The sequence below is a fragment of the Gemmobacter caeni genome (assembly GCF_003054195.1).
Taxonomy (GTDB): domain Bacteria; phylum Pseudomonadota; class Alphaproteobacteria; order Rhodobacterales; family Rhodobacteraceae; genus Gemmobacter; species Gemmobacter caeni.
The window spans coordinates 55197-70287 of sequence record NZ_QBKP01000005.1 but is presented as its reverse complement, the minus strand read 5'-3'; the positions used below and the strand labels follow the sequence as shown (position 1 = coordinate 70287).

Below are 15091 nucleotides of genomic sequence, written 5' to 3'. Positions count from 1 at the left end.
CGGCCTAGTTTGATGGCCATGATCAAAGCTGCCGACCTGCCCGACCTGATCCCGGTCTTTCCGCTGCCGGGCGCGCTGCTTCTGCCGCGGGCCCGTTTGCCGCTGCATATCTTCGAGCCGCGTTATCTGGCGATGCTGACCGATTGCATGAAGACCGAACAGCGGTTGATCGGGATGGTCCAGCCCCGCGAGGTGCCGGGGGCCGGGGCACCGCGTCTGCATGCCATCGGCTGCGCTGGTCGCCTGACCGGGTTTTCCGAAACCGAGGACGGACGCTATATGATCACCCTTTCGGGGGTGTCGCGCTTCCGCCTGCGGGAAGAGGTGCAGGGTTTTCAGCCTTATCGCCGCTGGGCGGTGGACTGGGCGCCCTTCGCCCGCGACCTTGGTGCGGCGGAAACCGATCCGGGTTTTGACCGCGACGGCTTTCTGGATCTGCTGGCGCGGTATTTCCAAAGTCAGGGCCTGTCTTCCGACTGGGGCAGCCTGAAAGAGGCCGAGGCCGAATTGCTGGTCAATTCGCTGTCGATACTGTGTCCGTTCGAGCCGGCGGACAAGCAGGCGCTGCTGGAGGCCCCCTCGCTGCCCACGCGACGCGAAACGCTGGTGACGTTGATGGAAATCGCCCTGCGCGGCGGCACGGAAGGAGAGCGTCTGCAATGACCGATCAGAACACCCCCGAACGGCGGATGCTGGAGGCGCTGGTCTGCCCGATGTCGCAGGCGCAACTGACCTGGGACGCCGAGCGGCAGGAACTGGTATCCAAGGCCGCGCGGCTGGCGTTTCCTGTGCGCGACGGCATCCCGATCATGCTGGTCTCGGAAGCCCGCGCGCTGGACTGATCCTCAGATCGGCTTCCCGTCCAGGAGTTTTGGCAGATCGCCTGTCAGCCCCGCCGCCTGCCGCATGAAACTGCGCCGCAGGCCGGGCAGGGCGTTCACCGCGCCAAGCCCCAGATCGCGCCCCAGCCGCAGAAGTGGATTGCTGTTGGAAAACAGCCGGTTGACCGTATCCATGCCAAGCGCCAGCGTCGTGGAATCGAACCGCCGCCAGCGTTGATAGGCGTCGAGCGTCGTCAGGCTGCCAAAATCCTCGCCCCGCCGATGCGCCTCGATCACCACCTGCGCCAGCGCGGCCACATCGCGCAGGCCGAGGTTCAGCCCCTGACCGGCAATCGGATGCACGCCATGCGCGGCATCGCCCATCAGCGCCACGCGCGGCGCGATGAAGCTGGTGGCCAGCGTCAGGTTCAGCGGATAGGTGAAGCGGGCGCCCGCCAGTGCGATCTCGCCCAGAAAATCGCCGAAGCGCGGGCGCAGCGCGGTCAGATAGCCTTCATCGTCCAGTGCCTGTATGGCGCGTGCGGTGGCGTCGGTCTCGCTCCAGACGATGCTGGAATGGTGGCCGCCCGCCAAGGGCAGGATGGCCAGCGGGCCGGAGGGCATGAAGAACTGATGCGCCACCCCTTCATGCGGTTTTTCATGCCGGATCGCGGTGACAAGCGCGGTCTGCCCATAGCCCCAGCCTGTGCGTCGGATACCGGCGCGGGCGCAGGTGCCTGATTGCCGCCCGTCGCAACCCGCCAGCAGCCGTGCGCTCAGCCGCTGACCCGAGGCGAGCGTGACGATGATGCCCTGCGCATCCGCCTCTTGCGCCATAACGGTTTCGCCCGACAGCAGCGTGATACCCGGCGCGTCGCACATGGCCTCAAGGAAGGCCGCGTAAAGATGCCGGTCCTCGACCATGAAGCCCATCGGGCCTTCCTCAAGCTCGGCCGAATCAAAGCCCAACACCCAGGGCGCGGCGCCTTGTCCCGCCTCGCCATCACTGGCCTTGATCTTGAGGATCGGCTGGCTTTGCGCGATGCGCGGCCAGACGCCGGTCGCCACCAGCAGGCGTTTGGACGCCAGCGCCAGCGCATAGGCGCGGCCGTCGAACCCGGCTTCGGCCCGCGCGGGGGCGGGGCGGCTGTCCACCACGGTGACACGCAGCCCGCCTTGGGCCAGTGCAAGGGCCAGCGCGGGGCCGTTCAGCCCGCCGCCCGCGATCAGAATATCGGTATCCGGCATCATGCGCCCAATATGGCGCGCCAAGCGGGATTGTCCATGCGCCGTTGCGTCGCTAGCCTGCGCCAAACAGCGGAGTTTGCGGCGATGATGGACAAATGGCTCGGGCGCAGTGCGGCGGATCTGGGACGGGCAATCGACGCGGGAAAAATCAACCCGGTTGACCTGACCGAGGCTTTCCTGGACGCCATCGCCCGCCACCCTGATGCGAAGCGCATCTATGCCCGCACGACGGCGGACCGGGCGCGCTCCACCGCAGTTTCCGCAGTCGGTCGCGCGCGTGCCGGAACCCGCATCGGCCCGCTGGATGGCGTGCCGCTGAGCTGGAAAGACAATTTCGATGCGGCGGGCGTGCCTTGCGAGGCCGGATCGGCGCTGCTGAAGGGCCGGGTGCCGGATACGGATGCCGAGCTTCTGCATGGGGCGACGACGCAGGGTCTGGTCTGTCTGGGCAAGACACATATGACGGAACTGGCGTTTTCCGGCCTCGGGCTGAACCCGGTGACGGCAACGCCGCCCTGCATCAACTTCCCCGATGCGGTGCCGGGCGGGTCATCCTCGGGCGCGGCGGCTTCGGTGGCCTTCGGGCTGGCGCCTGCTGCCATCGGCTCGGATACCGGCGGGTCGGTGCGGGTGCCAGCTGCCTGGAACGATCTGGTCGGGCTGAAAACCACGCATGGCCGGCTGTCGACCAAGGGGGTGGTGCCGCTGTGCGACCGTTTCGATACGGTCGGCCCGCTGGCGACGACGGTGGAGGATTGCGCGCTGATCCTTTCTGTCCTGTCAGCCCGTCGTGTGGCGGATCTGAACGGGGCGAGTCTCACCAACGCCCGTTTCGGCGTGCTGAAAACCGTGGCGCTGGATGATCTGCGCGACGCGCCGGCTCAGGGGTTTGACGGGGCATTGCGCCGCATGGCCAATGCAGGCGCCACCATTGACGAGTTCGATGCCCCGGAAGTGGCCGAGGCGATGCGGCTGGCTGCCGACCTCTTCACGCCCGAAGCCTATGCAATCTGGGGCAAGACCATCGAGGCGGCGCCAGACAAAATGTTCCCCCCGGTGCTGGAGCGTTTCCGGGCCGGTGCTGCGGTCACGGCGACAGCCTATATCGCGGCCTGGCGGCGGCTGGAGGATTTGCGCAAGATCTGGGAGCGCCGGGTTGGCGGTTTCGATGCCGTGCTGATCCCGACCTCGCCCATCTTGCCGCCAGATGCGAAGCGGCTGATGGAAGATCACGCCTATTTCACCTCTGAAAACCTGCTGGCGCTGCGTAACACCCGCATCGGTAACGTGCTGGGCCTGTGCGTGCTGACCCTTCCAACTGGCCAGCCGTCCTGCGGGATTTCGCTGATGGGCCCCGCGATGCAGGAGGAACGCCTGCTGCGGCTGGGCGCCGCGGTGGAACGCGCGCTGGGCTGAGGGCGCAAAAGTCACATTCGCCCGGCACATACAACCGATTGTGTCACGATCTACTGGACCGGGCAGGGCTTGCCCGCTATCCTCATCGCAAACGGGGCGATATGACCCCGAGATGAGGCAGTATACCAATGGCGTTTCCTGAGCGGTTTTCGAACCTGCCGGATTATGCGTTTCCGCGTCTGCGGAAATTGCTGGATCATTTGCCCCCCGGCGGGGCGCCGGTCGCCATGACGATCGGCGAGCCGAAACATGCGATGCCCGATTTCGTCGGGCCGATTCTGGCGGCGAATCTGGATGGCTTCTCGGTCTATCCGCCGAATGACGGCACGCCCGAACTGCTGGCCGCTATTTCTGGCTGGGTGCAGCGGCGCTATGGTGTGGCGCTGGGGGCGGATCGTTTCATGGTGCTGAACGGCACGCGCGAGGGGCTGTTCAACGCCTGTATCGCGCTGTGCCCGGAAACCAAGAACGGCAAGCAGCCCGTGGTGCTGATGCCGAACCCGTTCTATCAGGTCTATGCCGTGGCGGCGCTGACTGTGGGGGCGGAGCCGGTCTATGTGCCAGCCACCGCTGCGACTGGCCATCTGCCGGATTTCGCAGGGCTTTCTGCCGATCTGCTGGACCGGGTGACAGTCGCCTATATCTGCTCGCCCGCCAATCCGCAGGGCGCGGTGGCCAGCCGCGACTACTGGAAAACCCTGCTCGCGCTGGCTGAGAAGCATGATTTCCAGATTTTCGCGGATGAATGCTATTCCGAGATCTGGCGCAACAGCCCGCCGCCCGGCATCCTTGAGGTCGCGGCCGAGGTGGGTGCCGATCCCGAACGGGTGCTGGCCTTTCATTCGCTGTCAAAACGGTCAAACCTGCCCGGTCTGCGGTCGGGTTTCGTGGCCGCCGGGCCGCAAAGCATGGAGCGACTGCGCAAGCTGCGGGCCTTTGCCGGTGCGCCACTGCCGCTGCCCTTGCAGCGCGTGGCGGAAGCCGCCTGGAGTGACGAGGCGCATGTGGCCGCCTCGCGCGCGCTGTATCAGGAGAAATTCGCGCTGGCCGACCGGATCTTCGGCGGCATGCAGGGCTATCAATCGCCCGAAGGCGGCTTCTTCCTGTGGCTGCCGGTCGAGGATGGCGAGGCGGCGGCGCTGAAGCTCTGGACCGAGACGGGCGTGCGGGTGCTGCCGGGGGCGTATCTGTCGCGCGATGTCGGCGGGCAGAATCCGGGCAAGCCCTACATCCGCGTCGCTTTGGTGGCGCCAAAAGACGAAACGGAACGCGGCCTGACGAAGCTGCGCGACTGCATTTACGGCTGAGGTGGCAGATGGCTTTGTATCAGATGCGTCAACGTGATCCGCTGGTGGACCCGAACACCCAGGCCGCGCTGGAGCGCCGCGCGCGCGAGTTGATCGGGCTGGGCCTGATCGCCGCCGCGCTGCTGTTCACCGTCATGTTGCTGAGCTACTCGCCGGAAGATCCGGGCTGGATGGTCGCCACAGATCAGCCCGTGCGCAACTGGCTGGGCGGGATCGGCGCGGCCATCGCCTCGACCCTGATGATCATCACCGGCAAGGGGGCCTGGGCCATCCCGCTGATCCTGTTCGCCTGGGGTATGCGCTTCGTGCTGCATCGCGGTGCCGAACGTGCTGTGGGCCGCGTGGTCTTCGCCCTGATTGCTGTGGCCATGGCCTCGGTCTTTGCCGCGACCCATGTGCCGGGTGCCGACTGGCCGCATGCCTTTGGCATCGGCGGGCTGTTCGGAGATACCGTGCTCGGGGCGATGCTGGGCGTCGCGCCGGTGAAAGCGACGTTCGGGCTGAAGGTCATGTCGCTCATCTCCGGGCTGGCGCTGCTGGGTATGCTGCTGTTCGTCACCGGCTTTGACGCAGAAGAGCTGCGCGTGCTGCGGCATTTCCTCGCCCTGGGCAGCGTGATGGCCTATTCGCAGATCATGGTCTGGGCGGGCCGCGGAACCGCTGGTGCGGCGCGCGCGGCACAGGCGGCCCAGGCGCGGCAACGCCAGCGTCGGGCAGAGGCCCAATCGGCACGGCTTGCCGAACCTCCGCCGCAGATGCAGCCCGCGATGATGGCCCCTGCGGCCCTGTCGATGCCGGGCGGAGCCGCCCGCCGCAATCGTGTCATCCGCGCCGATCTCCAGCCGACGCTGCCGATGCATCTGCCGGTCGAGAATGATCTGCTGGAAGCTGATGAGGATGATGGTTTCGTGCCGGACTTCGGCGCTCCGGCCAAGCTGGGCGGCGGGGCAGGCCGTGCGCCGGCCCGTCTTGCAGCACCTCCGATGGAGGCGCCCGCGCCGCGCCGGAAGGAAGGGCTGCTGGGCCGTCTGCGCCGGGTGGTAGAGCCTGATCCGATGCCCGAACTGCCGGTGATGCAGGCCGCAATGCCCGAGGCCGATCTGGCCCCGGAAGACCGGATCAAGGCCCGCATCTCTGACGTGATCCGCAGCCGCGTGCGGCATGGCAAGGGTGTGGCTGCGCCGCAGCCGCATATGACGCCGCTGCAAGCCGCGATTGCCCGCCGTGAACCGGCGCTGAACCGTCGTGGCCTGCGGATCGAGCCGCCGGTCATGGCCCCGGCAATGGCCGCACCCGAACCGGCGATGGCAGAGCCCGCGAATGCGATTTCCGCAGCGGTCGCTTCGGCGGCGGCGCGGGCTGCGGCGGCGCAGGCCCAGCTTGCCGAACAGGCGGCGCAGATGGCGGCCCCCGCCCTGCGGCCCGAGCCGGTTGCGCCTCCGCCGGTCGCGGCACCCGCGCCGCGCCCGATGCCGCGTCTGGTGGCCGAACCTGCCATTGCCCCGCGTGCAAAGCCGCTGGCGCTCGATTCAGGCCATGCCGCTGCTGCGGCGGATCTGGATCGCCCGGCCCCGCTGCTGCGCCCCGCTGCGACCCGGATGCCGGTTGCGGCTACGGTCCTGCCCGCGCAGCCCGCCATGTGGCGTGACGAGGCCGAGACGATTGTGCCCGCCGCCCCGCGCATGCAGGCGCCTGCCCCGGCGCCGGTGGCCGAGCCGGTGGAAGACGCCTATGATGACTGGTCGCCGGATGATAATTACGAACCGGATTATGACCCGACGCCGGTGAGCCACGTCGCGCCGTTGCGTGCCGAAACGGGCGGGATGCCCGCACGTCCGTCGGCGCCTCTGGTCACGCCCGAGGTGAAACGCGGTGTGGTGCAGCATCCGGCCAAGAAGCCGATCACGCCGTCACGTCAGGCGGTGGCCGAGTCGCAACCGCGCCTGCGTTTCGAGGATCAGGTGAACGCGGCTTACGAATTGCCGCCGTTGTCGCTTCTGGCATCGCCGTCGACGATCACGCGCCACGCGCTGTCGGACGAGGCGCTCGAAGAAAACGCCCGGATGCTGGAATCCGTGCTGGATGATTACGGCGTGAAGGGCGAGATCGTCTCGGTCCGCCCCGGCCCGGTCGTCACCATGTATGAACTCGAACCGGCGCCGGGCCTGAAGGCCAGCCGGGTGATCGGGCTCGCCGATGACATCGCACGCTCAATGTCGGCGCTGTCGGCACGGGTATCCACCGTTCCGGGCCGCTCGGTCATCGGGATCGAACTGCCCAATGCCAGCCGCGAAAAGGTGGTGCTGCGCGAGATCCTCGCCGCGCGCGACTTCGGTGACAGCCAGCTGCGCCTGCCGCTGGCGCTGGGCAAGGATATTGGCGGCGACCCGATCGTGGCGAACCTCGCCAAGATGCCCCACCTGCTGATCGCCGGGACCACTGGGTCGGGGAAATCCGTCGCCATCAACACCATGATCCTGAGCCTCCTCTACAAGCTGACGCCTGAGGAATGCCGCCTGATCATGATCGACCCGAAGATGCTGGAACTTTCCGTCTATGACGGGATTCCGCATCTGCTGTCGCCCGTCGTCACCGATCCGAAGAAGGCGGTCGTCGCCCTGAAATGGGTGGTGGGTGAGATGGAAGAGCGCTACCGCAAGATGTCGAAGATGGGGGTGCGCAACATCGACGGCTATAACGGCCGGGTGCGCGAGGCGCAGGCTGCGGGCGAGATGTTCAAGCGCACCATCCAGACCGGCTTTGACGAGGATACCGGCGAGCCGGTGTTCGAAACCGAGGAATTCGCGCCCGAGCCCTTCCCCTATATCGTCGTCATCGTGGACGAGATGGCCGACCTGATGATGGTGGCCGGGAAAGAGATCGAGGCCTGCATCCAGCGCCTTGCACAGATGGCGCGGGCCTCGGGCATCCACCTCATCATGGCGACGCAGCGGCCTTCGGTCGATGTGATCACCGGCACGATCAAGGCGAACTTCCCCACCCGGATTTCCTTCCAGGTGACCTCGAAAATCGACAGCCGCACCATTCTGGGCGAGCAGGGCGCGGAACAGCTTCTGGGCCAGGGCGACATGCTTTACATGGGCAACGGCCAGCGCATCACGCGTATCCACGGGCCCTTCGTATCGGACGAAGAGGTCGAGGAAATCGTGAACCACCTCAAGAGCTTTGGCCCGCCGCAATATATGTCGGGCGTGGTGGAAGGCCCGGATGACGAGGTTGCCAGCGATATCGACGCGGTGCTTGGCCTCAATGCCGGGGGTAATACCGATGGCGAGGACGCGCTTTACGATCAGGCGGTGGCGATCGTGGCGCGTGACCGGAAATGTTCGACCTCCTACATTCAGCGCAAGCTGGGCATCGGCTACAACAAGGCCGCGCGTCTGGTGGAGCAGATGGAGGAGCAGGGTGTCGTCACGCCAGCGAACCATGTCGGCAAGCGGGAAATCCTGATCCCCGAGGCGTGAAGAAGGGGGCTGTCCGCCCCCTCTTGCCCTGCGGCCAATTCACCCCCGAGGATATTTTCACCAAGATAAAAGATCAGCCGCCGAGGTGCCGGGTGCCGCGCGTCTCGGCCAGGCGCATCTGGTGCATGCGTTCGCGGAAGCGGGCGCGGTCAGCCTCGGAATATTCATTCGCGCAGTGATGGCAGCAGACGCCTTCCTCGTATTCCGGGCGGGACAGATCCTCGGGTTGCAGCGGGCGGCGGCAGGCGTGGCAGGTGGCAAGCCCGCCCGGAACGAGGCCGTGACCCACGCTGACGCGCTGGTCAAAGACATAGCACTGACCATCCCAGAGGCTTTGATCCTCGGGCATGTCCTCCAGGTATTTCAGGATGCCACCCTTGAGGTGGAAGACCTCTTCCACGCCCTGCGCCAGCAGAAAATTCGTTGATTTCTCGCAGCGGATACCGCCTGTGCAGAACATTGCGATGCGCTTGTTGTGAAAGCGATCCTTGTTCGCCTCCCACCATGCGGGGAAATCGCGGAAACTGGCGGTCTGCGGGTCGATGGCGCCACGGAAGGTGCCGATGGCGACCTCGTAATCGTTGCGGGTGTCGATCACCGCGACATCGGGCTGGCTGATCAGCGCGTTCCAGTCTGCGGGCGCGACGTAATGGCCGACACGGGCGCGCGGGTCGACATCGGGTTGCCCCATGGTGACGATCTCGCGCTTCAGCCGGACCTTCATGCGGCCGAAGGGCATGGTTTCGGCGTGGCTTTCCTTGTGCTCCATATCCGCGCAGCCGGGCAGGGCGCGAATATGGGCCAGCATCGCGTCAATCCCGCTGCGGGAACCGGCGATCGTGCCGTTGATCCCTTCCTGCGCCAGCAGGAGCGAGCCTTTGATGCCCTGCGCCTCGGCCAGTGCAAAGAGCGGCGCGCGCAGTGCAGCGGGATCGGGGAAGCGGGTGAAGTGGTAGAGCGCTGCAATGGTGATCATGGCACGGGCATAGGTCAGCGCCCCCTGGCTGGCAAGAGCCGCGCGCAGGGGTGCGGCGTTGACGCAAGCTGCGGGCGGCCTTACGCAAGAGGGGCAGCAGTGAAAGAGGACCAGCCATGACCGAGGCCCTGATCGTGATCGACGTCCAGAACGATTTCTGTCCCGGTGGCGCGCTGGCGGTTGCAGGGGGCGACGAGATCGTGCCCGAGATCAACGCGATGCTGGCCGATTACTCCGTGCGTGTGCTGACACAGGACTGGCACCCGGCGGATCATGCGAGCTTCGCCGCCAATCATCCGGGCACTTCGCCATTCTCCATGGTCGAGATGCCCTATGGTCCTCAGGTGTTGTGGCCGGTGCATTGTGTGCAGGGCACCGCCGGGGCGGGCTTTCATGCCGGGCTGAATGCCGATGCCGCCGATCTGGTGATCCGCAAGGGCTTTCGCACCGGGATCGACAGCTATTCGGCGTTCTTCGAAAATGACCACACGACGCCAACTGGGCTGGAGGGCTATTTGCGCACGCGCGGGGCTACGGATCTGACGTTGGTTGGGCTGGCGACGGATTTCTGCGTGGCCTATTCGGCTCTGGATGCTGTGCGGCTCGGGTTCGATGTGAAGGTCAGGCTTTCTGCCTGCCGGGGGATCGACCTCGACGGTTCGCTGGCTGCAGCGCTGGAGCAGATGCGGAATGCGGGTGTGAAACTCGTCTGATGCACACGGTCTGTTAAGGTCCGGCATCTAGCCTGTGCGGGAAATCTGCAGGGCGTTGGGATGGATACGGCAGTCGCCGATGCGCGCGAAAGCTTCATAAAACGGAACAGCCCCGATGGATTGTTCCGCCGCTATGCGCGTGGGCGGGTTCGCACCTTTCTGGTGCGTCAGACGATGACCGTAATTGGCGCCGCAGTGATTGGCGCGCTTGGCGCTACCTGGATGGCCCCGGCGAGCATCGCGCTGGCGCTGGGCGGCGAAGCGGTGGATTGTCTGGTGCTGCGGCTGATCCTGCGGTGCTGCCCCGACCGTATTCCGCCCGGGCTGCGCAGGCTGGCGACAGCTTCTGCCGGGTTTCAGGCGCTGACAATTTCTGGCTGCATTGCGCTCTGCTGGCATGTGATCCCGCTGATCGGGGCGCAGGTCTTTGCCGCCGTCTTCCTGATGTCGGCCATCCTGAATGCAGGTCTGGTTCGGCACCATTTCCCTGAAGGCGGCGCGGCGCGTCTGGGCGTGTATGGTGTGTCTGCTGTTGCGTTGATGGTTGACCTGCTGTCGCAGCACGGCCCTGACAGTCTGTTTCTGATCCTGTCGATCCTCATTCTTGGCTACAGCACCGCGCTGTTCATTCGCGCGGTCGAGAAAGGGCGGCACGAACGGGGCCGCTTCGAACGCGCGCTTCTGGATGAACAGCTTGCGCTGAGCCAGTCGCGCGAGGCGCTGGCAGAGGCCGCGCGCAAATCGGCCCGGCTTGCGCTTGTGGCGCAGCATGCGGGTGACAGCGTGGTGTTCACGGGGGCGGATGGCAGCATCCAATGGGTTAATCCGGCGTTTACCCGCATCACCGGATACACGTTTGAGGAGGCGCTTGGTCGCAAGCCTGGCGATCTGCTGAATGCGCCCGAGACGCGGGCCGAAGATCTGGCGCGCCTGCGGCGGGCCTATGATGTGGCGCAGCCGGTGCGGCTGGAGCTTCAGAACCGGCGCAAGGATGGTCAGCGTCTCTGGATGGATGTATCGCTGACGCCGGTTCTGGATGCCGGGGGCCGGGCCGAGGTGTTCATCGCGGTGGAACGCGACGTGACCGAGGCGCGCCTGCATGCCGCTGAACTCGCTGCGGCGCGCGAGGCAGCAGAGGCTGCCGCACGGACAAAATCGCAGTTTCTGGCGACGATGAGCCATGAAATCCGCACCCCGCTGCATGGCGTGATCGGAATGGCAGACCTGCTGGGCGATACGGCGCTGGACCCCGAGCAGCGGGATTATCTGGATACGATCATCGAATCCGGACGGGCCTTGGTGACGATCATCAATGATGTTCTGGATCTGTCAAAATTGCAGGCCGGAAAATCCGATCTGCTGACCGAGCCAATCTCGGTCGCCGCGGGCGTGGAAAGTGTGGTTAATCTGCTGCGCCCCTCTGCCGCGAAGAAGGGGATAGCGCTTCGGATTGTGCAGCCTGACCACCTCCCACGCCATCTTGGGGACGGCGGGCGGATACGCCAGATGCTGCTGAATGTGCTGGGCAATGCGGTGAAATTCACCGATCAGGGCTTTGTCATCGTGAGGCTGGATTGCCAGCCCGGTCCCGAGGCGGACCGGCTGCAGATAGAGGTCGAGGATACCGGCATTGGCATTGCGCCCGAGCGGCTGGAGACCATATTCGACAGTTTCACCCAGGCTGACAGCAGCATTTCCCGAAGGTTCGGCGGATCGGGGCTGGGTCTGACGATCTCGCGCCTCCTGGCACGACAGATGGGTGGGGATATCACGGTCGCCGCTCTGCCGGGCCGAGGGTCGGTCTTTACCCTGACGCTGCATTTGCGGCGGGCGACCGGGGCCATGCTGATGACACCGGCAGTCGGGCAGGGGGCCGCGCCCCGGACCGGGCTGCATGTGTTGATCGCGGAAGACAATGCTACGAATCTGATGATTGTCCACAAGCTGCTGGAGCGTTGTGTCGCCCGGGTCACTACCGCCCGCGACGGTGCCGAGGCGCTGCGCCAGTACAAGGCGGACCCGCCGGATCTGGTGCTGATGGATCTGTCGATGCCCGGCATGGATGGTCTGGCTGCGACACGGGCAATCCGCGCATATGAAGCAGCAACGGGCCTGCCGCGTTGCAAAATCGTGGCCCAGACGGCCTTTTCAGAGGGTGAGCAAGGGGCGGCCGTGGTAGCGGCCGGGATGGATGGCATGCTGTCCAAGCCACTGGTACGCCGGGAACTGTATGATTTGCTGACCCAGGTGGCGCATCATGGCGATACGGGTTTTGACGTTTCCCCCGCCGATGCCTTAGACATGGGCGCAAAGGGAGAGGCGTCATGGTCGATATCGCAACACGGGTCCACAACCACAACTGGAAGATCGACCCGATCGTCCGTTCGCTGATCGATACGGATTTTTATAAACTGTTGATGTGCCAGTCGATCTTCCGCAACAAGCCGGACACGACGGTGGTGTTCAGCCTGATCAACCGCACCAAATCCATCCGCCTCGCCGAGTTGATCGACGAGGGCGAACTGAGGGAACAGCTGGATCATGTCCGCTCGCTGAGCCTCAGCCGCGGGGAAAGCACCTGGCTGCGGGGGAATACCTTTTACGGCAAACGCCAGATGTTCCGCCCCGATTTCATGGAATGGTTCGAAGGGATGCGCCTGCCCGACTACCATCTTGAAAAGCGGGATGGCCAATATGAGCTGACCTTCGAAGGCCGCTGGCCCGAGGTCATGCTGTGGGAAATCCCGGCGCTTGCCGTGCTGATGGAACTGCGCTCGCGTGCGGTGCTGCGCGACATGGGCAAGTTCGAGCTTCAGGTGCTTTACGCACGGGCCATGGCCCGCCTGTGGGAAAAGATCGAGCGGCTGCGGCGGATCGAGGGGCTGAAGATCGCGGATTTCGGCACGCGGCGGCGTCATGGCTTCCTGTGGCAGGACTGGTGCGTGCAGGCGATGCAGGAAGGTCTGGGCGATGCGTTCATCGGCACCTCGAACTGCCGTATCGCGATGAAACGCGACATCGAGGCCATCGGCACCAATGCCCATGAACTGCCCATGGTCTATGCCGCACTGGCAGAAAGTGATGCCGAACTGGCTCAGGCGCCCTATCGCGTTCTTGCGGACTGGCATGACGAACATGACGGTAATCTGCGGATCATTCTGCCCGATACTTTCGGCTCGGAAGGGTTTCTGAAACATGCGCCGGACTGGCTGACGACCTGGACTGGTATCCGCATCGACTCGGGCGATCCGGCGGGGGCGGCCGAAATGGCGATCCGCTGGTGGAAGGAGCGGGGGGAAGATCCGACCCGCAAACTGGTGATCTTTTCGGACGGGCTGGATGTCGAAAAGATCGAGGAGCTCCACGCCCGCTTCGTCGGGCGGGTCAAAGTATCCTTCGGCTGGGGCACCATGCTGACCAACGATTTCCGGGGGTTGGCAGGGGACCGTCTGGCCCCGTTCAGCCTTGTCTGCAAGGCGGTCAGCGCGAATGGGCGGCCCACGGTGAAGCTGTCCGACAACCCGAACAAGGCGATGGGCCCCGCAGAGGAAGTGGCCCGCTACAAGCGGGTCTTCGATGTCCGTGATCAGGATGCGCAGGATCTGCTGGTCTGACGCAGGTCAGGTCAGCAGACGCAGCATCACAAAGATCAGCGCCGACAGCAGCGCGGTCAGCGGCACGGTGACAACCCAGGCTGCCCCGATGGACAGGATATGGACGCGGCGCACCAGCTTGCGGCGCGACCGTTCTTCCGGCGGGACGGGCTTGCCCTTGATGATGCCAGTCCGCCGGGCTTTCCGGTCGGCATGCCATTCCCGGTAGAAGCCGACGCCGAACACCGCCCCGACAGCGATATGGGTGGAGCTGACCGGCAGGCCAAGCCAGCTTGCCACGATGACCGTGATCGCTGCGGACAGGGCGACGCAATAGGCGCGCATCGGGTTCAGCTTGGTGATCTCGGTGCCCACCATGCGGATCAGCTTGGGCCCGAACAGGGTCAGGCCAAAGGAAATCCCGGCTGCGCCGATCAGCATGACCCAGAGCGGAATCCCCACCTTGTCGGAGGTGGCGTGATCGGTCACCGCATGGACGATGGCCGCCAGCGGGCCAACTGCATTGGCCACATCATTGGCGCCATGCGCGAAGGAGAGCAGCGCGGCCGAAATGACCAGCGGCATCGAGAACAGCACCTTGAGCGAGTTCTTGCGGTTCTCCATCCCTGCGGATTTGCGCCGGATCAGCGGGCGGGTGATCACAACCGCTGCGATTCCGACCGCAAGTCCCAGCAGCAGGGCCATGGGCATCGAGACCGAGAACAGCTTTTTCAGGCCCTTGACGGCCAGATAGGTGGTGAAGGTGCCACCCATGATCCCGATGAGCACAGGCACCCACAGCCGCGCCGCGCCAAGCTTGTCTTCGACATCATTGATGCGGGATTTGATGAAGGCAAGGAAGCCTGCGGCGATGACACCCCCGAGAATAGGCGAGATCACCCAGCTTGCCGCGATCTGCCCCATCTTGCCCCAGTCCACAGCGCCGAAACCGGCGGCGACAACGCCCGCACCCATCACGCCGCCGACAATGGCATGGGTTGTCGAGACCGGCGCCCCGAACCAGGTTGCAAGGTTCAGCCAGAGCGAGGCGGCGATCAGTGCGGCCATCATGGCCCAGATAAAGGTCTGCGGGTCGGCCACAGCTTCAGGCGCCACGATCCCGCCCGAAATGGTGGACACGACATCTCCGCCCGCGATCAGCGCACCCGCCGTTTCGAATACGGCGGCGATAATCAGGGCGCCGCCCATGGTCAGGGCATTGGCGCCGACCGCAGGCCCCATGTTGTTGGCAACATCATTGGCGCCGATGTTCAGTGCCATATACGCGCCGAAGGCCGCCGCCGTGATGATGATGACAGAATTGGGTGCCCCGCCGGTCAGGATGGCCGCCGCAATGGCGCACAGGGCGATGAACGCGAGGCCGATGCCGACCGCAATCAGGGGCCGGGACAGGAAGACGGTTGCCTGCTCCAGCACCACGAGGCGGGACAGATCCTTGTCGAGCGTCTTCCACTTGTTCTGCTGAAATTGTGGCATGTTCCGTCATCGGCCTGTTACACGCGCTGCGCATA

Annotated in this window: 11 protein-coding genes; 8 read left to right on the top strand and 3 right to left on the bottom strand. The window is 65.2% G+C overall.

Features of this window, described 5'->3' with window-relative positions:
• The first annotated feature begins 18 nt into the window (after positions 1–18).
• The gene (locus C8N34_RS09400; protein ID WP_108128821.1) at positions 19–663 is read left to right on the top strand and encodes an LON peptidase substrate-binding domain-containing protein; all 645 of its coding nucleotides are present in this window, start codon (positions 19–21) and stop codon (positions 661–663) included.
• Complete coding sequence (locus C8N34_RS09395) at positions 660–842, top strand: Trm112 family protein (protein WP_108128686.1); 183 nt, start codon at positions 660–662, stop codon at positions 840–842. Before C8N34_RS09400 ends, C8N34_RS09395 begins: the two co-directional genes overlap by 4 nt.
• 3 nt (positions 843–845) lie before the next feature.
• Here C8N34_RS09395 and C8N34_RS09390 read toward each other — a convergent pair whose 3' ends face one another.
• Complete coding sequence (locus tag C8N34_RS09390) at positions 846–2072, bottom strand: FAD-dependent monooxygenase (protein WP_108128685.1); 1227 nt, start codon at positions 2070–2072, stop codon at positions 846–848.
• Positions 2073–2156: 84 nt separating this feature from the next.
• Between C8N34_RS09390 and C8N34_RS09385 the strand changes: the two genes are divergently transcribed.
• The 3 genes from C8N34_RS09385 (at position 2157) to C8N34_RS09375 (ending at position 8277) form a co-directional block, all read left to right on the top strand.
• Complete coding sequence (locus C8N34_RS09385) at positions 2157–3485, top strand: amidase (protein ID WP_108128820.1); 1329 nt, start codon at positions 2157–2159, stop codon at positions 3483–3485.
• Between the two features lie 128 nt (positions 3486–3613).
• Positions 3614–4792 (top strand): aminotransferase class I/II-fold pyridoxal phosphate-dependent enzyme, encoded by a 1179-nt coding sequence (locus tag C8N34_RS09380; protein WP_054301345.1) that lies wholly within the window; start codon positions 3614–3616, stop codon positions 4790–4792.
• A gap of 8 nt (positions 4793–4800) precedes the next feature.
• Positions 4801–8277, top strand: coding sequence for a DNA translocase FtsK (locus tag C8N34_RS09375; RefSeq protein WP_108128684.1), 3477 nt, complete (start codon positions 4801–4803; stop codon positions 8275–8277).
• 73 nt (positions 8278–8350) lie between these two features.
• Here the strand turns inward: C8N34_RS09375 and trhO are convergent, their stop codons facing one another.
• Positions 8351–9253, bottom strand: coding sequence for an oxygen-dependent tRNA uridine(34) hydroxylase TrhO (trhO, locus tag C8N34_RS09370; protein ID WP_108128683.1), 903 nt, complete (start codon positions 9251–9253; stop codon positions 8351–8353).
• A gap of 116 nt (positions 9254–9369) precedes the next feature.
• Between trhO and pncA the strand changes: the two genes are divergently transcribed.
• From pncA to pncB, 3 genes are read left to right on the top strand one after another with little or no spacing between them, the layout of a single operon-like run.
• Positions 9370–9966 carry a bifunctional nicotinamidase/pyrazinamidase gene (pncA, locus tag C8N34_RS09365; protein ID WP_108128682.1) on the top strand — a complete coding sequence of 199 codons (597 nt, stop codon included), beginning with the start codon at positions 9370–9372 and terminating at the stop codon, positions 9964–9966.
• A gap of 60 nt (positions 9967–10026) precedes the next feature.
• The gene (locus C8N34_RS09360; RefSeq protein WP_108128681.1) at positions 10027–12357 is read left to right on the top strand and encodes a PAS domain-containing hybrid sensor histidine kinase/response regulator; all 2331 of its coding nucleotides are present in this window, start codon (positions 10027–10029) and stop codon (positions 12355–12357) included.
• Entirely contained in the window at positions 12291–13580 is a 1290-nt protein-coding gene (gene pncB, locus C8N34_RS09355; protein ID WP_054302822.1) for a nicotinate phosphoribosyltransferase, read from the top strand. Before C8N34_RS09360 ends, pncB begins: the two co-directional genes overlap by 67 nt.
• A 6-nt stretch (positions 13581–13586) precedes the next feature.
• Here the strand turns inward: pncB and C8N34_RS09350 are convergent, their stop codons facing one another.
• Positions 13587–15056: an inorganic phosphate transporter gene (locus C8N34_RS09350; RefSeq protein WP_108128680.1), complete on the bottom strand. Its 1470-nt coding sequence runs from the start codon at positions 15054–15056 to the stop codon at positions 13587–13589.
• Between the last annotated feature and the right edge of the window lie 35 nt (positions 15057–15091).

Bases quoted from the DNA above. Each gene is read 5' to 3' on its own strand.
- C8N34_RS09400 (WP_108128821.1), top strand. From the start codon at position 19: ATGATCAAAGCTGCCGACCTGCCCGACCTGATCCCGGTCTTTCCGCTG.
- C8N34_RS09395 (WP_108128686.1), top strand. From the start codon at position 660: ATGACCGATCAGAACACCCCCGAACGGCGGATGCTGGAGGCGCTGGTC.
- C8N34_RS09390 (WP_108128685.1), bottom strand. From the start codon at position 2,072: ATGATGCCGGATACCGATATTCTGATCGCGGGCGGCGGGCTGAACGGC.
- C8N34_RS09385 (WP_108128820.1), top strand. From the start codon at position 2,157: ATGGACAAATGGCTCGGGCGCAGTGCGGCGGATCTGGGACGGGCAATC.
- C8N34_RS09380 (WP_054301345.1), top strand. From the start codon at position 3,614: ATGGCGTTTCCTGAGCGGTTTTCGAACCTGCCGGATTATGCGTTTCCG.
- C8N34_RS09375 (WP_108128684.1), top strand. From the start codon at position 4,801: ATGGCTTTGTATCAGATGCGTCAACGTGATCCGCTGGTGGACCCGAAC.
- trhO (WP_108128683.1), bottom strand. From the start codon at position 9,253: ATGATCACCATTGCAGCGCTCTACCACTTCACCCGCTTCCCCGATCCC.
- pncA (WP_108128682.1), top strand. From the start codon at position 9,370: ATGACCGAGGCCCTGATCGTGATCGACGTCCAGAACGATTTCTGTCCC.
- C8N34_RS09360 (WP_108128681.1), top strand. From the start codon at position 10,027: ATGGATACGGCAGTCGCCGATGCGCGCGAAAGCTTCATAAAACGGAAC.
- pncB (WP_054302822.1), top strand. From the start codon at position 12,291: ATGGTCGATATCGCAACACGGGTCCACAACCACAACTGGAAGATCGAC.
- C8N34_RS09350 (WP_108128680.1), bottom strand. From the start codon at position 15,056: ATGCCACAATTTCAGCAGAACAAGTGGAAGACGCTCGACAAGGATCTG.